Here is a 20,533-nt window from a genome sequence, read left to right on the forward strand (position 1 = left end):
TGCATTTGCTGCTAGTCGAAGAGATGTAAAAGGGACGCACGAATTGGCTTACGTCAAGAAGATTCCGGCTTGCGAGCCGGGTATTTTGCTGACATGTTTGGGTGTTTTTCAGTTTTGCACTGTGGCAGGTGTTCAAATGAAGGGGCATAACGATGGCTAAGGAATCTTCGAGTACCGCTTCTTCAGCAAATAAAGCGGACGAAAATCTGATAAGTAATGCAGACGGGAACGGGCTGGCCTTCATGGGGGTCCAGGCTCGCGAGAGCGGGGTCTCCGGCGACGCTGTAGGTGTCGACAAGATACGTGATCTGCTGTTCGGCAACCAGATGCAGGACTACGACCGCCGTTTTTCCAAGCTTGAAGAACGGTTCTTGCAGCGCTTCAAGGATGTCGAATCCGAGGCCAAGCGCAATCTTGAAATGTACGAGTCAAATGCAAAGAAGCAGGTCGAATCGCTCGCGGCGCAATTGCGGAACGAAAAAGATGCACGAGCCGAGGCCGACAAGGAGATTGACCGGAATCTTCGCGAGCAAAATCAGGCGCTTGAAAAGCAGGTGCGCGCGCTGTCGGATCAATTGAGCGAGCTTGAGCGCGAAGTTGCGGACCGGATAAATCGAAGCGATCAATTGCTGCGTGAGGAAATCAAGCAAAAGAATGAAAGCATTCAGATGCTAATGGAGAAAATGTTTTCCGATCTCAGCAACGTCAAGACCGACCGAAATCTTTTGGCTGGCCTGTTTGTCGAGGTTGCAAAATGTCTAAATCAGGATCCCGTCGGCAGCAAGAGCAACTCGGAACGTAGTTGGAAAGTGAGTTGATCGGAACTTGACGTCGACCGTCGACCCAATCAGCCTTCCTCAAAGAGCAGCTTCGAACGATACAGAGATTGATCGCGAGGCTCTGGCTAATCTTTTGGTCGAAATTGCCCGGAACGTTGATCCGGACTATCGTGCGCGTTTCCACGGAGTTCCCACCGCCGATCCTCGCATGGAAACGCTGCGCCAGTTGCTGGTCGGCCGCGAAATTTCGGAGCTTTCACGAGTTTCGCACCTGCTCGACGAACCTGAGCAGCTTGCGTCTGCAGTTGGGGGTGTTCTCCCCAGTGCAGCCGCACGTGCGCCTCATGCGCAACTCGGCGAGGCACTTGCGCCAGCTGTCGAGAGGGCCGTGCAACGGTCCATCCAGAAGAGCCCGCGTACGCTTACGGATATACTATACCCGGTGTTTCTGCCGGCAATTCGCAAGTCGATCGGGGAAAAGATCGATCAGACCTTTCAGTCGCTGAATGAAACTTTAAGACATATATTTACTTGGCATGGGCTCAAGTGGAGATTTGAAGCTTGGAGAACGGGCGCAAGCTTCTCAGAAGTTGTTCTTAAGCATTCACTTGTCTATCGTGTAGAGCATGTCTTTCTGATTAACCGCAATTCCGGGCTTTTGATAGCGCATGTAACTGCCGATAATGCAACGAGCGAAGATCCGCAACTCATTTCGTCGATGCTTAGTGCAATTCAAGATTTTGTGAAAGACTCATTTAACGAGAAAGAACAGAGCGGCCTGGACACTATCCGTTTCGGGGAGCTTCGTCTCTGGTCGGAAGTTGGACCGTTTGCGACCTTAGTCGCGGTGATCCGGGGAAATCCGCCAGAGGAATTACATGAAATATTTCGCGATGTGTTGCTTCGCATCCATGATGAATGCTCACAGGCTTTAGAGCAGTTTGACGGCGACAGTTCGCAGTTGGCCGGCGTAGAGACGCTGTTGCACACCTGCGTTGAACTGAAGCAGGAGGACTCTAACCAGGGATTTCCTTGGCTGGTGGTGGCTGCAGTCCTGCTGGTCCTGATTCCGGCAGGCGGTTGGTTTCTTCTTTCCTGGCAATCCGGGCAACGCTGGCAGGCCTATGTGTCGCGGCTGAGTACCCAGCCGGGCATCATCGTTGCCGAACAAAAGGTGCGCGATGGCCAATTCTATATTGCCGGTCTGAGAGATCCGCTTGCCGCCGACCCGCTGTCGCTGTTGTCCGGAACGGAGGTCGATCCCGCCCGCGTTCATTCGCAGTGGCAATTGTATCAGAGCCTTGAGCCGGAGTTCGTGCTGAAGCGGCTAACGGCGTCGCTGGCTCCGCCGGATTCAGTACGACTTTCGATCGTCAATGATCGCATCGTTGCCGAGGGTGAGGCCCCCGACACCTGGATAGATCGGGCACGCGCAGCGGCCCGACAGCTTTCGGCAGGCGGACCGGTATTCGATATCTCCAGGGTCCGTGATGTGAGCCCCGAAGCACGCGCGGCGGAGCACTGGCAGGCCTATGTGTCGCGACTTGAGGTCCAACCGGGAATCATGGTTGCCGAACAAAAGGTGCGCGATGGCCAATTCTACATTGCCGGCCTGAGAGACCCGCTTGCCGCCGACCCGCTGGCTCTGCTGTCCGGAACGGAGGTCGATCCTGCCCGCGTTCATTCGCAGTGGCAATTCTATCAGAGCCTTGATCCAGAGTTCGTGCTGAAGCGGCTAACCGCGTCACTGACCCCGCCGAAATCGGTTCGGCTTTCGATCGTCAATGATCGCATCGTTGCCGAGGGTGAGGCTCCCGACACCTGGATAGATCGGGCACGCGCGGCGGCCCGACAGCTTTCGGCAGGTGGACCGGTATTCGACATCTCCAAGGTTCGTGATGTGAGCCCCGAAGCACGCGCGGCGGAGCACTGGCAGCATTATGTGTCGCGACTTGAGGCCCAACCGGGAATCATCGTCGCCCAACAAACGGCGAGGGGCGGACATTTCTACATTTCCGGCCTGAGAGATCCGCAGGCCGCCGACCCGCAGGCTCTGCTGTCCGGAACAGGGGTTGATCCGGCTCGCGTTCATTCGCAGTGGCAATTCTATCAGAGCCTTGATCCGAAGTTCGTGCTGAAGCGGCTGGTGGCGTCGCTGGCTCCGCCGAAATCGGTTCGGCTTATGATCATCCAGGATCGCATCGTTGCCGTGGGTGAGGCTCCTGCCGCCTGGATAAACCGGGCGCGGGTCGCCTCCCAACAGCTGTCCGCGGACGGACTCACTCTAGAAATCTCCGAGCTGCGTGAGTCAACCCCTCAGGAACTCACGCATTTGAGGGACGCTATTCAAGCGGTCGACATTTTCTTCGATTCTGGCAAGGCTGTACCGGGACCAGAGCAATTGCCGGTTCTCGACAAATTGGCGAATCAGTTGAAGGAATTGGCCAAGGACGCCCGCGAGGCAGGCGTAACAGCCCAGTTCATGTTGACCGGCCATTCGGACGCGACGGGCCGTGAAACGGCCAACGTGTCGATCAGCGCCGCCCGCGCGGAGACAGTTCGTGCGCTTCTCAAGAAGCGCGGCGTCGATCCGGAATTGCTCTTGGTTCGCGGCGCGGGCACCTTTGAGCCAGCGGAGACTGAAAATAGCCGAACCGGGAGCTCCGCCAATCGCAGAGTTTCGGTTACGGTAAACTTCCACTAGGGCGGAGCCCAGGATATTGCAAAAGAAGATCTGCATGTTGGGCGGGTTCGCTGTCGGAAAAACGAGTCTGGTTCGCAGGTTTGTGCAAAGCATCTTTTCAGAAACCTACTTGACCACGGTGGGAGTGAAAATCGACAAGAAGAGTGTTGTACTGCCGGATAAAACCGTGGATCTGATTTTATGGGATTTGGCCGGCGAAGACGATATCGGCTCATTCCGCGTCAGCTATGTGCGAGGTGCGAGCGGGCTCGTGCTTGTCGTCGATGGAACCCGCGCCGCTACTCTTGCCGTGGCGCTCACGCTGCGCGAGCGGGCCGAGGCCGAATTCGGCGCTATGCCGTTCGTATTGCTGTTCAACAAATCGGATCTGGCCGATCGGTGGGCAATATCGGATAGTGAGATTAACGAACTGAGGCAACTTGGATGGCAAATCTATCTAACAAGTGCGCTTTCGGGTGAATGTGTTGATGATGCGTTTCGTCAGCTTGCTTCGATGGTTGCCAAATAGACCATGCATGGATTGCCAAGAGAAGTCAGAAGCTGGATTTACGATTTCTTCTACAACGAGTACTCTGTCGCGTATCTGAAAATTGACGCCCAGCTTTGCATCGCTGCGAAGGGCGGTAGTGTTGAACATTACGGCCTATCATCACTTTGCATTGGCAAGCCCGTAGCCGAGCAGCTTGAATTCATGGAAGGTTTGCTGCCTTGCCCGGAGCTTCCATATCATATGGCCATGGTCGAACTGCCCAGCGGGCGTGTCGCGGACCTTCATCTTTTTGCTGACAATGCGTGCGTATGGCTGCTCTTTCTTGACGCCACTGCCGAACGCGACAATAGGCAGCGGCTTCAACAGAAGGCTTATGAAATGACACTCCTGCAAGAGAGGGAGCGTCAACTCAACGAAAAATTACAATTGACGAACGAGGCGTTGAGGCAGAGCCAAGAGGGATTGTCGCGTGAATACCAGCGCGCCGAAAGCCTACTCCTCAACATTCTTCCGGCGTCGATCGCGGAGCGGTTAAAAGCGGACGAACAAATTGCAGACAACCATGCTGACGTGAGTGTGCTTTTTGCCGACATCGTCGGCTTTACGGAAAGAGCGCGAAGCGTCGGAGCCGAGACAACGCTCGCTATTTTAAATTACTTCTTCAAGGCGGCGGATCTGCTCTCGGAACGATACGGCTGCGAAAAGATCAAGACAATCGGCGATTGCGTGATGGTGGTCGCTGGCCTGCCCGCCGCGCGATCCGATCATGCAGAAGCCCTTGCGCACTATGCACTTGAACTGCGGGAGGCGGTTAAGCGCGAACGCTTCGCAGGAGAACCGATAAGACTCAGGATTGGAATTCACTCAGGACCAATCGTCGCGGGCGTCATAGGCAAAAGGCGGTTTGCCTATGACCTGTGGGGCGAGACCGTTAATCTCGCCGCACGTATTCAAACGTCAGCGGATCCCGATGAAATCCGTATTTCGGATGCAACTCGCAAACTGCTTGGACCAAATTTTGCTTGCGACCCACTCGCGGAAACGGAATTGCGTGGTACAGGTCGTGTGCGAATGTGGCGGCTCCCGGCCTGATTTGCCGGTTGGCAGTGCCGACGCTGGAGCGCATTGCAGCTCAAGCAACATCGTAGTTTCGTATGTCCGCAGAGGTGCAGCCGACCACCGAGCGGGGTCGCGTGGTGTGGCGCGGCCGTAGCCACGCCGCTCGCGAGCGCGCCCTCGATAGCGCTGTAGCGAGCGAGCGGCTTTGCCGTGGTCCATCGACAATTCGCCGGTGAGGTCGGGTTGCTGACACCACCTCGAACGAACCATCGATGACCGATGGCATGATGAACCTGCGCCCTCGTGGAGAAGCCTCCAGATTCCGACCTCTTGCGCGAGATGATTGGCTTTGCCGCCGGGCGGCTGATGGAGTTGGAGGTTGGGGGCCGCCACCGGCGCCTATGGCGAGAAGAACCCGTTGCGCACGGCCCAGCGCAACGCTATCGCGAGCGCGACTGGGAGACGCGCGCCGGTTGCAACGCCATGTAAGCAAAAGGCGCCCCGAAAGGCGCCTCTTAATCGCTTGATTCCCCTTGAGGAAACTGGAGCGGGTGAAGCGATTCGAACGCTCGACCCCAACCTTGGCAAGGTTGTGCTCTACCCCTGAGCTACACCCGCTCGCGCGGCTTTTGGGCCGCAAGCCGCGCCTATATGGCTGAAGGGCGCGGCGATTGCAACAGGGGAATCGCAGGTTTTTTGGCCGCACCCGGCGACGTAACCGAGCCTTCCGTGGCGTGTATCGCCACGGAATTCAGCGTGTCGCCGCGCAACGGTCTTGTCTCGGCCGCGTCATTGGCCGTAAACGGCATGATCCAAACCGCGACAGCAAGAAGTCCGACAAGAAACAACATGCCGAAAACCGAAGCCGAGCTTTTTGCCTTTCTCGCCGATCTCGGGATCGAGGTCTCGACCTTGCGCCATCCGCCGCTGTTCACGGTCGCCGATTCGCAGGCGCTGCGTGGAGAAATTGCCGGCGGGCACACCAAGAACCTGTTCCTCAAGGACAAGAAGGACAATTTCTTCCTGGTCAGCGTCGATGAGGAGGCGGTGGTCGATCTCAAGCAGATCCATCATGTCATCGGCGCCGCCGGGCGCGTTTCCTTCGGCAAGCCGGAGATGCTGATGGAGCTTCTCGGCGTCGTACCGGGCGCGGTCACGGTTTTCGGCGTGATCAACGATACGGAGTTGCGGGTCAAGGTCGTTCTCGACCAGGAGTTGATGCGCCAGGCCGTCATCAATGCCCATCCGCTGACCAATGAGGCAACGACCTCGATCGCCGCTGCCGACCTCGTCAAATTCGTCGAGGCAACCGGGCATGATCCTGTTATCTTGAAAGTCACGGGATGATCGCCACATGGATGACGATAAACCGATTTCTGAGTGAGGATAAAGGACGTTGCGCCGGGCCGGTGGCCGGCGGCGCGACCGAAAGGGCGACGAGATGAGTGACAACAATCAATTTGGCGGCCCATTTGGCAGCAATGGCGGACAGTATGCCACCACAGTGCAGTATGGCGGCACTGAGGCCACTCCCGCGAGAGTCGCGCTTGGCGAGCCGCCTGTCACCGTCGACGTCATCAAGGATACGACGACCGCCACATTTGCCGCCGATGTCATCCAGGAATCGCGGCGTCAGCCGGTGCTGGTCGATTTTTGGGCGCCATGGTGCGGGCCCTGCAAGCAACTGACGCCGCTGCTGGAAAAGGCGGTCACCGCCGCCGGCGGCAAGGTCAAGCTGGTCAAGATGAACATCGACGACCATCCTTCGATCGCCGGCCAGCTTGGTATCCAGTCGATACCGGCGGTCATCGCCTTTAGGGATGGCCAGCCGGTCGACGGCTTCATGGGCGCCATTCCGGAGAGCCAGATCGCCGCGTTCATCCAGAAGGTCGGCGGCAAGAACAATGGTGCGCCGCAGGTGGCCGAGGCGCTTGCCGCGGCCGCCGAGGCGCGCGCCGCCGGCGATGTGCAGACCGCGGCGGACATCTACGACGCCGTCCTGGAACAGGCGCCGGACACGATCGAGGCGATTGCCGGGCTTGGCGATCTGCTATTCGAGGCCGGCGATGCCGAGGGCGCCGAAGCGGTGCTGGCGCGGGCCCCGGAAGCCAAGAAGGATGCGCCGCCACTCGCCGCCGTACGCGCCAAGATGGCGCTTGCCGCGCAGGCAGCAGCACTTGGCAATCCGGCCGAACTCCAGCGGCGCCTGGCTGAGAACCCCGGGGACCACCAGGCACGTTTCGATCTTGCGATGATCCAGAACGCCAACGGCGAGCGCATGGCCGCGGCCGACAATCTGCTGGCGATCGTCAAGGCTGATCGCTCGTGGAACGACGACGGCGCCAAGACGCAGTTGCTGCAGTTCTTCGAGGCATGGGGCATGACCGACGAGGCAACGCTGGCGGCGCGGCGCAAATTGTCGTCGCTGCTGTTTTCCTGAGCGCGCATCAAGCTGTTTTTTCCTGATGGCCTTGCGATCGACGACGGCTGCGCCAGATTAGGAGGCCTGACCGATCCGTTCTTCGCTTCGTGACGATTACGCGTCAGGTTGCGACGGGATGGGGGGGCTTCATGCGCTTCTTGAGGGAGCGACCGGAGGCTTGAAGTGCAGGCGGGAAACGCGCATTACCGACTCGATACGGATTTGCCGTCGACGGTGCCGATCTTCCCGCTCGAAGGCGCATTGCTGCTGCCGGGCGGCCGCATGCCGCTCAACATTTTTGAGCCGCGCTATCTTGAGATGGTGGATGAGGCGATCGCCGGATCGCGGCTGATCGGCGTTATACAGCCCAGCCTCGACGGTGCACGGCGTGGCGATGGCGAGCCGGAACTCTGCAATGTCGGCTGCGCCGGACGTATCATCGCACTTTCCGAGAGCGGCGATGGCCGCTACCTGATTTCGCTGCAAGGTGTGTGCCGGTTCCGCATCGTGCAGGAGCTTGCGGTCAAAACGCCCTTCCGCCAGTGCCGGTTTGCGCCCTTTCTCACCGATCTCGACGAAGATCAGGCAGAGGCCGAGATAGACCGGCCAGCGCTGCTCAGGGCATTTCGCGCCTATTTGCAGGCCAACGATCTTGAAGCCGACTGGGAAAGCGTCAGCCGCGCCGAAAATGCCATGCTGGTCAACGCGCTGTCGATGATGGCTCCCTACGGGCCGGCCGAGAAACAGGCGCTGCTTGAAGCGGCGGACCTGAAGACACGCGCCGAAACGCTGATAGCCATCACCGAAATGGCACTGGCACGTGAGAACGAGGATTTCGGGTCGAGCCTGCAATAGGGGGCTTTTCCTTCTCCCCTAAGGGGAGAAGGAAGATTGGCGCAGCGCCAAGACGGTTGAGGGGTGCTGGACGGAGCGCCGTTGGTGCCAAGCTGGAACACCCCTCATCCGTCGCCTTCGGCGACACCTTCTCCCACAAGGGGAGAAGGGAGAGCCGCGCGAAACCTAAAGTGACCCCAGAGAAGGACAGACCGAATGGTGGATGGGCGTGATGGAAAGAAGGCCAATGTCGACCCCAAACTGCTGGAATTGCTGGCCTGCCCGCTGACCAAGGGCCCGCTTACCTGGGATCCGGAGCGAGGCGAGCTCATCTCGAGGGTCGCACGGCTTGCCTATCCGGTGCGTGACGGCATCCCGATCATGCTGCCTTCGGAGGCGCGCTCGCTCCCCTTCGAGGACGGATTGCCGCCGCGTCTGGGCGGACCGTCCTGAACGGTGTAAGGCCTATTGAAAATTGCGCCCTTTGGGCATGACCTTCTCCGCCTTTCCCGACAGCGCCACGAGATCCCGCTGGACCGGCGCGGCTTGTGGGGCATGTGCGTCTGCAACGCCCTCTTCGCGGTTGTCATTCTCCATGCGCCCACTGGCCGAAGGCTCATTGACAGGCTGGCCGGTGCCGGCCTCCTCCAAAAGCACGGACAGCCACGGTGTCAAATCCTCGACCTTGTCGGCGACGATATGGATGACGTCCGATTCCGACTGCAGTTTGCCGGTGACACGGATTAACCGCGCGCCCATGACAATGGGCCGGTAGCGGTTGAAGGTTCTTTCCCAGAAAATGACGTTGGCCACCGCCTGCTCGTCTTCCAGCGTCAGGAAAATCGCTTTGGCGTTACCCGGCCGCTGCCGCACCAGGACAAGACCGGCGACCGAAACCCGCTTGCCGTCCCGAACCTGGCCGAGGCGCGCATTGGGCGTGACGCCGGAACGGTCCAGCCGCTGGCGCAGAAAGGCAAGCGGATGCGCCTTCAGCGACAGGCCGAGCGAACGGTAGTCGTGGATGACGTGCTCGCCGAGCGGCATTGTCGGCAGCCTGGTCTCGGGCTCAAGATCGCGCAAGCGGATCGCCGGCTGGTCGAACAGCGGCAAGGTCTCGGCGGCACTCTTGCCGTCGAGCGCGCGGACCGCCCACAGGGCGTCGCGGCGGTCGAGGCCGAGCGAACGGAAAGCGTCAGCTTGCGCCAGTTTCTCGATCTCATCGACGTAGAGGCCTGAGCGCAGCCAGACATCGCGAACGGATTCGTAGCCCTCGCCGCGTCTGGCGACAAACACCTCCATGCGCTCCTTCGACAGGCCCTTGACCTGGCGAAAACCCAACCGGACGGCATGATTGGTCCGGATGACACCGCGCATTTCGGCATGGCGGCCGAGGATGCGGGCCGGGTCGAAGGGTGCGTCCTCCAATTCGCAGTCCCAACCGGAAAAATTGACGTCGACCTCGCGGATTTCGACGCCATGGTCGCGCGCGTCGCGGACAAGCTGAGCCGGCTGATAAAATCCCATCGGCTGGGAATTCAGGATCGCGGCGCAGAACACGTCTGGATAAAATGTCTTGAACCAGCAGGAGGCATAGACCAGCAGGGCGAAGGAGGCGGCATGGCTTTCGGGAAAGCCGTATTCGCCAAAACCCTCGATCTGCTTGAAGCAGCGCTCGGCGAAGTCCTTTTCGTAACCCCGCAAAACCATGCCATCGACCATCCGCTTGCGATAATTGCCGATCGTGCCGGTGCGCTTGAAGGTGGCCATCGCGCGGCGCAGTTCATCGGCCTCGCCCGGCCTGAAGCCGCCGGCGACGATGGCGATCTTCATCGCCTGTTCCTGGAACAGCGGAACGCCCAGTGTCCTGCCGAGTATTTCTTCCAGTTCCGGCTTGGGATATTCGGGCTTTTCCTTGCCCTGCCGGCGGCGCAGATAGGGGTGGACCATGTCGCCCTGGATCGGGCCTGGTCGCACGATCGCCACCTCGATGACCAGGTCATAGAATGTTTTCGGCCTGAGGCGCGGCAGCATCGACATCTGGGCGCGGGATTCGATCTGGAAGACGCCGATCGTGTCGGCGCGGCAGATCATGTCGTAGACATGTTTGTCCTCGGCAGGGAGGGTGGCCAGCACATAGGGTTGCCCATAGCCATCCCGCGCCTCCGGATAATGATCCTGGAGCAGGGTGAAGGCGCGCTGCAGGCAGGTCAGCATGCCGAGCGCCAACACGTCCACTTTAAGGATTTTCACCGCGTCGAGATCGTCCTTGTCCCACTCGACCATCTTGCGTTCGTCCATCGCCGTCTTGATGATGGGCACGATCTCGTCGAGCCGGTCCCTGGTGATGACGAAGCCACCGACATGCTGCGACAGATGACGGGGAAAGCCCATGATCTCGTTGGCGCATTCGATCACATGCCTTGTCGATTGGTCGGTCTGGTCGAGGCCGCCGGCCCTGGTCTCCTTTTCGCCGAGCTCCGAGGTCGACCAACCCCAGATCGAGCTGGACAACGCGCTCCTGACATCGTCCGACAGGCCCATCGCCTTGGCCACTTCGCGCATCGCCGAGCGGCCCCGGTAGCTGACGACGGCCGCGGCAAGCGCAGTGCGCTTGGCACTGTATTTCTCGTAGATGTACTGGATGACCTCTTCGCGCTTTTCATGCTCGAAATCGACATCGATGTCGGGCGGCTCGTTTCTTTCCTCGGAAATGAAACGCTCGAAAAGCGAGTCGATCCGCTCGGGTCCCACTTCGGTGATGCCGATGCAATAGCAGACCACCGAGTTAGCCGCGGAGCCACGCCCCTGGCAGAGTATGCTCTGGCTGCGGGCGAATTTGACGATGTCGTAGACAGTCAGGAAATAGCGCGCGTAGTTCAGGCGCTCGATCAAAGCGAGCTCTTCCCGGATCCGCCTAGTCACATCGGCGGGAACGCCTGAGGGGTAGCGCATCGCGGCTCCCTCTCGAGCCAGCCTTTCCAGCTCGGCCTGTGGCCCGAGGCCCGATTCCGTCGGTTCATCGGGATAATTGTATTGGAGGTCACTGAGAGAGAAGCTCAATTCGCCGGCAAAGCGCAGCGTTTCCGCCAGTGCTTGCGGATGCCGCCGGAACAGCCGCGCCATCTCCATTGGCGGCTTCAAATGGCGCTCGGCATTGGCCGCCAGTTCCAGCCCCGCTTCGGCAACAGGCACGTTGAGGCGGATCGCCGTCAGCACGTCCTGCAACCGGCGCCGTTCGGACGTATGGTAAAGAACGTCGTTGGTCGCCATCAGCGGAAGGCCTGATGCCTCAGCCATGGCAGCTGCCTGCTCGATACGGTAGTGGTCGTTGCCGCGATAATCCGGCGAAACGGCAAGCCGCAGATTCTTGCCGAAGCGGTCTTTGAGCCGGCTAACCAGCCTGAGATCATCCTCCGCCGGCCTCGACAGATCCGGCAGGACCGCCAGGGACATGAGATCGCCCCATTCAAAAAAGTCGTCGCGATAGAGAAGCGGTGCGCCCTTTTCGCTATCGTCGCGCATATTGGCTTGCGTCAGCATGCGGCACAGATGGCCCCAGCCCTTGCGGTCCTGCGGATAGGCGAGAACGTCGGGCGTGCCATCGCAAAAAACCAGGCGGCAGCCGGGATGATAGGAAAGACCTTCCACCTTGGCCTGCTGCCAAGCGCGCACGACACCGGCCACCGTGTTGCGATCGGCAAGCCCGATCGACGAAAAGCCCAGAAACTTTGCCGCGACCACCAGCTCCTCCGGTTTCGAGGCGCCGCGCAGGAACGAGAAATTCGACTGGATGCCGAATTCGGCATAGGGAACGACCGTCAGCGCGTTCATGCGAAGACCCCATGCATGAACCAGCGCGGCGGGACTTGAGAGGCGCCGTAGAGACCCTGGCGGTAGAGCCAATAACGGCGGCCGTCGCTATCCTCGATGCGGAAATAATCCCGGGTCGGCGCGTCTTCCGGCCCCGACGTCTCCCGCCACCATTCCGGGGCGATGCGTTCCGGCCCTTCGGCGCGCGCGACCCGGTACAGCGCGCGCCGCCAGCGGAAGTTCATCGGCGGTCCCTCAGGCATTTCGGTGGCCGGCACCTCGATCGGCTCGGGCGAACGGAACAGCCGGATCGGCCGTTCCAGCCGAAAGACAGGCGTGGATGAAGTGTCTTGTATCTTGTCCGGCTTCTTCGGCGGAGAGACCCTTTGCGGCGCCTCCGCATAGGGAAGCGTGGCGACGGCGCGCTCCGGCAGATGACTCTCGACGGCAACCGGTTTCAAAACCGCGCTTTCGCCGAGCCGGGCGCGGATGCGGTCGGCGAAAAGGGCGATGTCGGCGCCGTCATCGTGCGTTTCGCCGGCGAGATCCGCCTGCTGCATGTCGAAGGCCGCGGCCGACAGGACCGAGAGGCGCACGAGATCGAAGCCATAGCCGGCATCGATGTCCTGTTCGAGCGCGGCGAGCCTTTCGTGAAACAATTTCTGGATCAGCAACGGCTCGCGCAAGGGCCGCGACGTGCCGACGGCGATGCGGCTGACGGCGCCGTCAACGCGGAAAAGCAGCAGCGCCAGCCTTCTTGCGCCCTCGCCGCGGCGCTCGAGGTCCACCTTCAATGTCGTCGCCAGCATTTTCACCAGCCGCTCTAATTCGTCGGTCAGCATGATGGGTTCTGCGAGATGGCGTTCGACCGAAAGCGGCGCGACCGGCAGGCGCGGCGACACCGCCTCGTCGAGGCGGCCGAGCGCCTGGTCGAGGCGTAAAAGCAGCGATGTGCCGAAGCGGCGGGCGAGCGGCGCGCGCGGTGCTGCCATGACGGCGCCCGCCGTGCGCAGGCCGACGCTTTCCAGGCTGGCGCGGATATCAGGCTCGATGCGCAGCGCCGCCAGCGGCAAGGGTGCGAGTAGCGCTTCCTCCTCGCCACCGGGGACGATGCGGTCACTGGCAAACCGCGTTGCCGCCCAAGCAGCACCAGGTGTGGCGGCAAGGCCGGCGCGGACATCGAAACCCTGATGGAAAAAGCGCGACAGAATGTCGTCCAGCATCGCCCGTTCGCCGCCGAAAAGGTGGGTGCAGCCGGTGACGTCGAGAAACAGGCCGTCGGCTGCGTCGATCGCCACCAGCGGAGTGTAGCGGTCGCACCAGTCGGCGAGGCTTTCGAGCAGGCGGCGGTCGGCCTCGGGATCGGCTTCCACTACGTCGATCGATGGGTGCATGGCGCGCGCGTCGGCTATGCCCATGCCGCGCTTCAGATGAAGCGCCTCAGCCCGCTCGTCGAGGGCGGCGATGCGCTGCGCGTTCGCTTGGCGATGGCTGATCACCAGGGGCAGGTGATCCGACGGCCGCGAACGCCAGGACCGCCCCAGACGCTGCCGCAGGATCCTTTCCGCGGCGAGGTGCGGAAACCACAGGGACAGGATTCGCTGCCCGTTCTTCCCCGGCCCTTCTTTCCTCGAAATTGCGTTCATCCGGGTTCCACTCCAGTGTGAATTGTCCCGGCAAGGCCGTGCGGCTCTTGCCGATGCTGACGGTGAAGGCGGGGCGGCCGATCGAGCCGGCGAGCGGCCCAGCGAGCGTCTGGCGTGGTGCCGACGGCGCAGCCGACAGGACGAGGCGGACGGATGCCGCCGTCGGTTCGGCCTCGCCGGCCTGGCGCAGCAGGAACACCGGCCGGCCGGCGCTCTGTGCCCGGGCGTGCAGCCGCCGCGTCGCGGTGAGGTCCAGCCGCTGCGGGCTGCCGCGGATTTCGAGGATGACGGCGGCGAGCGCCGTCATCCGGGCGGCTTCCTCAGCGACCCACAGCCCATCGAGGAGCCTTGGCGCCTCGGAAAACAGCAATTGCTCCGGCTCGATCCCGAAAAGGCCATGAAGCCCTCTGGCATAGGGGAAGCCGGCCTCGCGGAAGACCTCCGCGGTGCCGATCCACAGGACCGGCAGTCGCGGCGGCTCCTGTTTGAGGATCAGGCTGACGAGCGACAGGGCGAAACCGGCGACAACCCCGGCATCACGTGTCGCGGCGCCATGGATCTCGCTCAGCGCCGCCTTCGGCAGGCCGCCGCTGAGCGCAGTATCGAGACCCTCCGCGCCGGTGCGCAGAAACGCATCGGGCGGCGCCACGGCGAGGCCGCGGCGGACGATTGTTAGATCCCGGGGCGTGACATCCGCATCAACGGGAGCTGCGCCGGCCGGCGCCTCCAGGCGCTCGGGCAGCGTTCCCTCGATTTTCGCGATCTGTCGGCGCAGGGCAAAAACAGTCTCCCGCGCCACGGCGCTTGTCGCCATGACGGTCAGCTTCCACTCACAATTGTTCCTGTTATGTTCCTATTGATTCCAGAGGCCGCCCGAAGAGTCAAGCGGAGTCATGGGGAATTTATTCCTGTCCGCGCAAAGGCTGCAACCTGGCCATTTGCCGACTCCGGCTCGAAAGCCTATATGCCGGGATCAAAGGACAAAGCATGGCCCGCATCTACAAAACCCGCACCTGGCACGCCGAGCTTTCGCCGTCGATGGAGGAAATGGAGTTCCTGGCGCTGGAGGCCTATGCCCATCTGCCGGAGGAATTTCGCAAGCTGACCGGCGAGATCGTCATCCAAATCGCCGAATTCCCGACCGACGAGATCATGGACGACCTGTCGCTGGAAACGCCATTCGACCTGCTCGGCCTGTTCGAGGGGCGCGGCATCGCCGAGCGCTGGAATCCGCAGACCGGCGAGGGGCCGAACCGCGTCACGCTCTACCGCCGCGCCATCCTCGACTACTGGGCCGAGAACGAAGAGACGCTGGGCGACATAGTCACCCATGTGCTGATCCACGAGATCGGCCACCATTTCGGCCTGTCGGACGACGATATGGAGCGGATCGAAGAGGCAGCGGAGTAGGCTGCCTCACGCTTCGTCATCCCAGGGTCTCCGCGACGGAGCTTCGCTCCTGCTTCACCCAGGGATGACGAGGGATGAGCGTTTCAGCGCCCTACCAATCGCTGAGCTTGGTGTTGGGCCCGTATTCCTGGCCCTCGACATCCTTCACCACGGCCTGGCCGCAGCGCATGCTCTTGGTCTGCTTGTCGTAGGCATAGGTCGGCGAACCGAACAGGTGCCAGCCCTTGTTCAGCGCCGCCGTCACCTTGTGGCAGAAGCTGGAATCGTCCGGACCGGACAGAAAGCGGTAGAGTTTCATTTTCATTCCTGTGGTGGGTTGCCAATCATGCCCCGATGGCGGCCGCCTTCGCCAGCAGTTTTTCGGCCTGCGCCAGATGCAGCCGCTCGACCATTTTTCCATTCAGTGCGATAACGCCCTTGCCGGCATTTTCGGCAAGTGCGAAGGCAGCTTTCACCAAGCGCGCCTCGGCCACGGCTTCGGCAGATGGCGCGAAGGCCCGGTTCGCGGCATCGATCTGAGCCGGGTGGATCAGCGACTTGCCGTCAAATCCCATGGCGGCCGCTTCCGTGCATTCGCGCGCAAAGCCATCCAGATCGCGAAACTCATTGAAGACACCATCGAGCAGGTCGAGGCCACCGGCGCGCGCGGCGAGCACCATCTGCATCAGCCACGGTGTGAGATAGCGCCGGTCGGGCGTGGCGAGAACGCCGGTCTCCTTGACCAGATCGTTCGTTCCGGCAACGAAACAGACCAGCCGCGAGGCCGGATCGCGGCCAAGCTCGGCAATTGGTCCGATGTTGAGCAGAGCCTTGGGCGTTTCGATCATCGCCCATAGTTTCACCTCGTCCGGCGCGAAATTGTCGTCGAGCACGTCGCCCGCCTCGAGGACGTCGCGCGGCGTGTCGACTTTGGGCAGCAGGATGGCGTCGGGCTCGCCGCGTAACGCAGCCAGCAAGTCGTCGGCGCCCCATTCGCTGGCGAGCGGGTTGATGCGAACGACCATCTCGCAGCGCCGCCCCCTATGGTTGGCAACCGGGCGCTTGGCGAAGATGCCGGCCAGTTTTTCCCGCGCGGCAACCTTGTCGGCCGGGGCGACGGCATCTTCGAGATCGATGATGACGGCATCGCAGGCCAGCGATGAGGTCCTGGCAAGCGCCTTGTCGTTCGAGGCCGGGACATAGAGCACCGAGCGGCGCGGGCGGTAGGTTTCAATCATGCCCGATCTATGCCGCCTGTAGTCAGTCGAGGCAAGCCGTCTTCACCTGCATAAAAACTGCACAAAAGTCCGGAAAATCTCCTCGGATCCGCCCCGCCGCCTGCATGTCGATCGGCGATATAGGCGGTATGCAGATGCGAGAAAAACCCCGTTGGTCCCTGCCTTACCGACTCCGCAATGAGGGTTGGTGGCTCGTCGATCCACCCCAAACGCACCGTTCGGCGACCATCTTCCCCTTCATCCGCAAATCTCCGCCCCAGTATGCCGGCCGGATCAAGGCCGCTGAGAAAATCCGATCATGACATCGTTGCTTACGGCGGCGCCGACCTATTGCGCGCGATTCGGCGTTGCGGTCCTGCTTGCCGCGCTGGCCGATTTCTTCTTCTACGGGCAGCCCGTCGGCATCACGCTTTTCCTGTTCGGCACTACGCTTGCCGCCGCAGTCGCGGCCATCCATCCCTCGGCGCTCAGCGCCCGCGGCCTGTGGCTCGGACTCGCCGCCCTGCTTGTCGGGCTGCTGCCGCTCATTGAAAATGCCAGTGCGCTGTCCGTCGCGATCGGGCTGGCGGCGATGGTCGTCTTCGCGCTTTGGCTGATCGGCCGGCTGCGGCGTGGGCTTGCCCGCATTGCCGGCCAGGTCGCGCTCTTCCTGCTCGCGGCACCATTCCGGTTAGTCCACGATTTCTTCCGCTGGCGCAAGGCGGCGCGGCGGCTTGGCCAGCGGCGTATCCGCCTTGCGGCGATCGGCGTCTGGATCATGCCGCTGACCCTGGGCGCAGTGTTTCTCGCGCTGTTCGGCGCCGCCAATCCGGTTATCGAATACTGGCTGTCGCTGATCGATCTCCACGCACTGCTCGACCTCATCCAGTTGCCGCGGCTGGCGTTCTGGCTGGTCGTGCTTGCCGGCGTCTGGGTCTTTCTGCGCCCGCGCCTGCCGCGCTTTTTCCGCCGCATTGCACATCTCGCGTTGCCTATCCCCCTCGGGGTGACGACGACAAAACCCGCCAAGGCGATCGAGGACATCGTCTTCGGCAAGGCCGCCATCCTTCGCGCACTGGTCGTCTTCAACATCCTGTTCGCAGTGCAGACCGCACTCGACGCCACCTATCTGTGGGGCGGCATCGCCCTTCCCGAAGGGCTGACCTACGCCGCCTATGCGCATCGCGGCGCCTATCCATTGATCGTCACGGCGCTGCTTGCCGCCGGCTTCGTCCTGGCGGCGCTGCGGCCGGGAAATGCTACCTCCAGCGATCCGCTCATCCGCCGGCTGGTCTATGTCTGGGTGGCGCAGAACATCGTGCTGGTCATCTCGTCGATCCTGCGGCTCGATCTCTATATCGGCATCTATGCGCTGACCTACTGGCGCGTCGCCGCCTTCGTCTGGATGGGGCTGGTGGCGACGGGCCTTGCTCTGATCATCGCCCGCATCGCCCTCGAAAAATCCAATGAATGGCTGCTTTCCGCCAATCTTCTGACGCTTTCGGTGACGCTCTATGCCTGCTCCTTCATCAACTTCGCGGCGCTGATTGCCAACTACAATGTCGACCACTCATTCGAAATGACCGGCCGCGGCACCAAGCTCGATTTCTGGTATTTGCGTTCGCTCGGTCCTAGCGCCTGGCCGGCGCTTGATCGCTTCCTCGAGCATCAGGCCGAGACGAATGCGGCCAGCGTTCCCACTTACCGCCAACTCGCCCGTCTGCTTGGGCAGGACCAGGCCCGCTACCGCGCGGGCCAGGAAAACTGGCGCGCCTGGAGCTTCCGCGACTGGCGGCTACTTCGTACTCTCGACACATATATCCTGTTCGTGGTTCCTCAGGGCTCCGAACCCTTCGCGCCGGGCCGCTGATCCATGCCGCACAACATCCTTGTCGCCGACGATGATCCGCATATCCGCGAAATCATCTGCTTTGCGCTTGAAAAGGCGGGGATGAAGACGGTTGCCGTATCGGACGGCGCCGCCGCATTGCAGGCGATCGGGCGCCGCGCGCCCGATCTTGTCGTGCTCGACATCGGCATGCCGGAGATGGATGGGCTGGAGGTCTGCCGTAGGCTGCGGCATACATCGGATGTGCCGGTGCTGTTCCTGTCCGCGCGTGATGAAGAAATCGACCGCATCCTCGGGCTCGAAATGGGTGGCGACGACTATGTCACCAAGCCGTTCAGCCCGCGTGAACTGGTCGCACGCGTCAAAGTCATCCTGCGGCGCGCTCGCCCGACAAAGGCGGAACAGGCCGACGACCGGCAATTCTCGCACGGCAGACTGGCTTTGCTGCCGGCTAGCCACGCGGCCAGCTTCGACGGCAGGCCGCTGGTGCTGACCTCGATCGAATTCGCCATCCTGAAAGGGTTTCTGGCGCGGCCAGCACATGTGCTCGGCCGCGACATGGTTATGGCCAATGCCTATGCCGCCAACATCCATGTCGCCGACCGCACCGTCGACAGCCATATCCGCAACATCCGCGCCAAGCTGGCGGCGGCCGGCTGCACGGATGCGATCGAGACCGTGCATGGCGTCGGCTTCCGGCTCGGCCGGTGCGGCGAGTGACCGCGCATAAATGGCGGCCGCGCCTCGCCACGATCGTTGTTGCCATCCTGATCATGGTGATGGCGCTGCCGCTGGTCGGCCTGTTCTTCTTCCGGCTCTACGAGAACCAGCTGATCCGCCAGACCGAGGCCGAGCTGATCGCGCAAGGTGCGGCCCTTGGCGCCATCTATGCGCAAGAGGTCCGCGACGCCGGCGTCGCCATCGAAAAGCTCGGCGCGGCCGTGCCTGCGGACAGTGCCACCGATCCGGACTCTCCCTACCGGCCGATCGAGCCGCGCCTCGATCTTGCCTCCGACTACGTTCTGACGGCCCGGCCGCCCGCCATCACCGCGATCGCCACGGATCCAGCCGTCGCGGCGATCGGCGCGCGGCTGTCGGGCATTCTTGCCGAGACGCAGAAAACCACGCTTGCCGGCTTTCGGCTGCTCGACCCCAAAGGCGTCGTCATCGCCGGGCGCGAGGAGATCGGCCTGTCGCTCGGCGCCGTCGAGGAGGTTCGCCAGGCGCTGGCCGGCCGCTATGCCAGCGCGCTCCGGCAGAGGATCTCCGACGAGCCGCCACCATCGCTCTATTCGGTCAGCCGCGGTACGAGAGTCCGCGTCTTCGTCGCGATGCCGGTCGCGGTCGACGGCAAGGTCGCCGGCGTGGTATATCTGTCGCGAACGCCGAACAACATCGTCAAGCACCTCTATGGCGAGCGCGGCAAAGTGGGGCTGGCGGCGATCGCCATCCTCGGCGGCACGCTGCTTATCGGCCTGGTCTTCCTGCGCACCGTCAGCCGGCCGATCTACGCGCTGATGGAACGGACAAAGCGCATCGCGGCCGGTGAGCGCGACGCCATCAGGCCGCTCGATCATCACGGCACGCGCGAGATGGCGGCGCTTTCCGACGCCTTCCTCGACATGGCCGAAAAGCTGCATGCGCGCTCGGACAGCATCCAGACCTTCGCTACGCATGTCTCGCACGAGCTCAAATCGCCGCTGACGGCGATCCAGGGGGCGGCCGAACTGCTGCGCGATTCGGGCAGCGCGATGGATGAGGGCGAACGGCGGCGGTTTTCGAACAACATCGTCACCGATGCCGAACGGCTCAACCTTCTGGTGCGCCGTCTGCTCGACCTGGCGCGCGCCGAAAATCTTGCGCCCGGCGGCGAAAGCACGTTGGTTGGCGCCGCACTGGCGCTGCTGCCGGCCGAGGACAGGGTGGCGGTCCGTGTCGAGGGAGGCGGCGATATCCGCCTGCGCATGTCGGCCGAGAACGCGGCCATCGTGCTCGCCAATCTCATCGACAATTCGGCGCGCCATGGCGCAACGCTCGTTTCGATCACGGCGGCGAGCGCGGGCGGCAAGGCGATGATTCTGGTGAGCGACGACGGCGCCGGCATTTCGCCCAGCAATCGGGGGCGGATATTCGAGCCGTTCTTCACCACGCGCCGCGATGCAGGCGGCACCGGCATGGGCCTCGGCATCGTGCTGGCCCTCCTGAAAGCGCATGATGGCACGATCCGCCTGGTTGACTCCGAGCGCGGCACGCGCTTCGAGATCATCCTGCCGGCTGTATGAATTGGAGCCTGATTCCGAAAAACGGCTTTCGGGATCATGCTCTAGAACTGGA

At 62.0% G+C, this 20,533-nt stretch carries 17 protein-coding genes, 1 tRNA gene and 1 pseudogene; 13 read left to right on the top strand and 6 right to left on the bottom strand.

Annotated features, from left to right (window positions below; all coding sequences use genetic code 11):
* Positions 1-152: 152 nt before the first annotated feature.
* The 5 genes and pseudogenes from ACWTU8_RS16005 to ACWTU8_RS16025 form a co-directional block, all read left to right on the top strand.
* Complete coding sequence (locus ACWTU8_RS16005) at positions 153-818, top strand: coiled-coil domain-containing protein (RefSeq protein ID WP_029349544.1); 666 nt, start codon at positions 153-155, stop codon at positions 816-818.
* Between the two features lie 7 nt (positions 819-825).
* Entirely contained in the window at positions 826-3,483 is a 2,658-nt protein-coding gene (locus ACWTU8_RS16010; protein ID WP_455848909.1) for an OmpA family protein, read from the top strand.
* Between the two features lie 16 nt (positions 3,484-3,499).
* Positions 3,500-3,991, top strand: a complete 492-nt coding sequence (locus ACWTU8_RS16015) for a Rab family GTPase (RefSeq protein ID WP_245316398.1) — start codon at positions 3,500-3,502, stop codon at positions 3,989-3,991.
* 3 nt (positions 3,992-3,994) lie between these two features.
* Complete coding sequence (locus tag ACWTU8_RS16020; protein ID WP_455848910.1) at positions 3,995-5,065, top strand: adenylate/guanylate cyclase domain-containing protein; 1,071 nt, start codon at positions 3,995-3,997, stop codon at positions 5,063-5,065.
* Between the two features lie 239 nt (positions 5,066-5,304).
* Positions 5,305-5,506, top strand: a pseudogene (locus ACWTU8_RS16025) (IS256 family transposase); the annotation flags it as partial.
* Positions 5,507-5,575: 69 nt separating this feature from the next.
* Here ACWTU8_RS16025 and ACWTU8_RS16030 read toward each other — a convergent pair.
* Positions 5,576-5,650 (bottom strand) — tRNA-Gly (locus ACWTU8_RS16030).
* Between the two features lie 231 nt (positions 5,651-5,881).
* On the opposite strand from ACWTU8_RS16030, the gene ACWTU8_RS16035 reads away from it, so the two are divergent.
* From ACWTU8_RS16035 to ACWTU8_RS16050, 4 genes are all read left to right on the top strand, one after another.
* On the top strand, positions 5,882-6,379 hold the full coding sequence (locus tag ACWTU8_RS16035) for a prolyl-tRNA synthetase associated domain-containing protein (protein WP_455848911.1): 498 nt from the start codon (positions 5,882-5,884) through the stop codon (positions 6,377-6,379).
* Positions 6,380-6,473: 94 nt separating this feature from the next.
* Positions 6,474-7,472, top strand: coding sequence for a thioredoxin (gene trxA / locus ACWTU8_RS16040; RefSeq protein WP_065007341.1), 999 nt, complete (start codon positions 6,474-6,476; stop codon positions 7,470-7,472).
* A gap of 165 nt (positions 7,473-7,637) precedes the next feature.
* Entirely contained in the window at positions 7,638-8,309 is a 672-nt protein-coding gene (locus ACWTU8_RS16045) for an LON peptidase substrate-binding domain-containing protein (protein ID WP_455840728.1), read from the top strand.
* A 195-nt stretch (positions 8,310-8,504) separates the two neighbouring features.
* Positions 8,505-8,741, top strand: a complete 237-nt coding sequence (locus ACWTU8_RS16050; RefSeq protein WP_095520024.1) for a Trm112 family protein — start codon at positions 8,505-8,507, stop codon at positions 8,739-8,741.
* A gap of 12 nt (positions 8,742-8,753) precedes the next feature.
* On the opposite strand, the gene ACWTU8_RS16055 is transcribed toward ACWTU8_RS16050, so the two are convergent.
* Genes ACWTU8_RS16055 through ACWTU8_RS16065 form a run of 3 tightly spaced genes read right to left on the bottom strand, consistent with a single transcriptional unit; the run spans position 8,754 to position 14,558 of the window.
* The gene (locus tag ACWTU8_RS16055; protein ID WP_455848912.1) at positions 8,754-12,119 is read right to left on the bottom strand and encodes an error-prone DNA polymerase; all 3,366 of its coding nucleotides are present in this window, start codon (positions 12,117-12,119) and stop codon (positions 8,754-8,756) included.
* Positions 12,116-13,597, bottom strand: a complete 1,482-nt coding sequence (locus ACWTU8_RS16060) for a DUF6504 family protein (RefSeq protein WP_455840730.1) — start codon at positions 13,595-13,597, stop codon at positions 12,116-12,118. Before ACWTU8_RS16060 ends, ACWTU8_RS16055 begins: the two co-directional genes overlap by 4 nt.
* Entirely contained in the window at positions 13,539-14,558 is a 1,020-nt protein-coding gene (locus ACWTU8_RS16065) for an ImuA family protein (protein WP_065007320.1), read from the bottom strand. Before ACWTU8_RS16065 ends, ACWTU8_RS16060 begins: the two co-directional genes overlap by 59 nt.
* A 173-nt stretch (positions 14,559-14,731) precedes the next feature.
* On the opposite strand from ACWTU8_RS16065, the gene ACWTU8_RS16070 reads away from it, so the two are divergent.
* On the top strand, positions 14,732-15,154 hold the full coding sequence (locus ACWTU8_RS16070; protein WP_029349504.1) for a metallopeptidase family protein: 423 nt from the start codon (positions 14,732-14,734) through the stop codon (positions 15,152-15,154).
* Positions 15,155-15,245: 91 nt separating this feature from the next.
* Here the strand turns inward: ACWTU8_RS16070 and ACWTU8_RS16075 are convergent, their stop codons facing one another.
* Positions 15,246-15,452 carry a DUF1737 domain-containing protein gene (locus ACWTU8_RS16075; RefSeq protein WP_095520027.1) on the bottom strand — a complete coding sequence of 69 codons (207 nt, stop codon included), beginning with the start codon at positions 15,450-15,452 and terminating at the stop codon, positions 15,246-15,248.
* Between the two features lie 25 nt (positions 15,453-15,477).
* Entirely contained in the window at positions 15,478-16,371 is an 894-nt protein-coding gene (locus ACWTU8_RS16080; protein WP_455848913.1) for an HpcH/HpaI aldolase/citrate lyase family protein, read from the bottom strand.
* 298 nt (positions 16,372-16,669) lie between these two features.
* Here ACWTU8_RS16080 and ACWTU8_RS16085 point away from each other — a divergent pair, with 298 nt between their 5' ends.
* From ACWTU8_RS16085 to ACWTU8_RS16095, 3 genes are read left to right on the top strand one after another with little or no spacing between them, the layout of a single operon-like run.
* Positions 16,670-18,220 (top strand): DUF4153 domain-containing protein, encoded by a 1,551-nt coding sequence (locus ACWTU8_RS16085; RefSeq protein WP_455848914.1) that lies wholly within the window; start codon positions 16,670-16,672, stop codon positions 18,218-18,220.
* A 3-nt stretch (positions 18,221-18,223) separates the two neighbouring features.
* Complete coding sequence (locus ACWTU8_RS16090; RefSeq protein ID WP_455848915.1) at positions 18,224-18,919, top strand: response regulator; 696 nt, start codon at positions 18,224-18,226, stop codon at positions 18,917-18,919.
* 59 nt (positions 18,920-18,978) lie between these two features.
* Complete coding sequence (locus tag ACWTU8_RS16095; RefSeq protein WP_455849079.1) at positions 18,979-20,481, top strand: ATP-binding protein; 1,503 nt, start codon at positions 18,979-18,981, stop codon at positions 20,479-20,481.
* Positions 20,482-20,533: the final 52 nt, after the last annotated feature.

The sequence above is a fragment of the Mesorhizobium sp. BHbdii genome (assembly GCF_053848045.1).

What these genes read in the sequence shown, in the direction of transcription:
- ACWTU8_RS16050 (WP_095520024.1), top strand. Translation starts at nt 8,505, where the DNA reads ATGGTGGATGGGCGTGATGGAAAGAAGGCCAATGTCGACCCCAAACTG.
- ACWTU8_RS16075 (WP_095520027.1), bottom strand. Translation starts at nt 15,452, where the DNA reads ATGAAACTCTACCGCTTTCTGTCCGGTCCGGACGATTCCAGCTTCTGC.
- ACWTU8_RS16005 (WP_029349544.1), top strand. Translation starts at nt 153, where the DNA reads ATGGCTAAGGAATCTTCGAGTACCGCTTCTTCAGCAAATAAAGCGGAC.
- ACWTU8_RS16065 (WP_065007320.1), bottom strand. Translation starts at nt 14,558, where the DNA reads ATGGCGACAAGCGCCGTGGCGCGGGAGACTGTTTTTGCCCTGCGCCGA.
- ACWTU8_RS16070 (WP_029349504.1), top strand. Translation starts at nt 14,732, where the DNA reads ATGGCCCGCATCTACAAAACCCGCACCTGGCACGCCGAGCTTTCGCCG.
- ACWTU8_RS16090 (WP_455848915.1), top strand. Translation starts at nt 18,224, where the DNA reads ATGCCGCACAACATCCTTGTCGCCGACGATGATCCGCATATCCGCGAA.
- ACWTU8_RS16080 (WP_455848913.1), bottom strand. Translation starts at nt 16,371, where the DNA reads ATGATTGAAACCTACCGCCCGCGCCGCTCGGTGCTCTATGTCCCGGCC.
- ACWTU8_RS16020 (WP_455848910.1), top strand. Translation starts at nt 3,995, where the DNA reads ATGCATGGATTGCCAAGAGAAGTCAGAAGCTGGATTTACGATTTCTTC.
- trxA (WP_065007341.1), top strand. Translation starts at nt 6,474, where the DNA reads ATGAGTGACAACAATCAATTTGGCGGCCCATTTGGCAGCAATGGCGGA.
- ACWTU8_RS16095 (WP_455849079.1), top strand. Translation starts at nt 18,979, where the DNA reads ATGGCGCTGCCGCTGGTCGGCCTGTTCTTCTTCCGGCTCTACGAGAAC.
- ACWTU8_RS16085 (WP_455848914.1), top strand. Translation starts at nt 16,670, where the DNA reads ATGACATCGTTGCTTACGGCGGCGCCGACCTATTGCGCGCGATTCGGC.
- ACWTU8_RS16035 (WP_455848911.1), top strand. Translation starts at nt 5,882, where the DNA reads ATGCCGAAAACCGAAGCCGAGCTTTTTGCCTTTCTCGCCGATCTCGGG.
- ACWTU8_RS16055 (WP_455848912.1), bottom strand. Translation starts at nt 12,119, where the DNA reads ATGAACGCGCTGACGGTCGTTCCCTATGCCGAATTCGGCATCCAGTCG.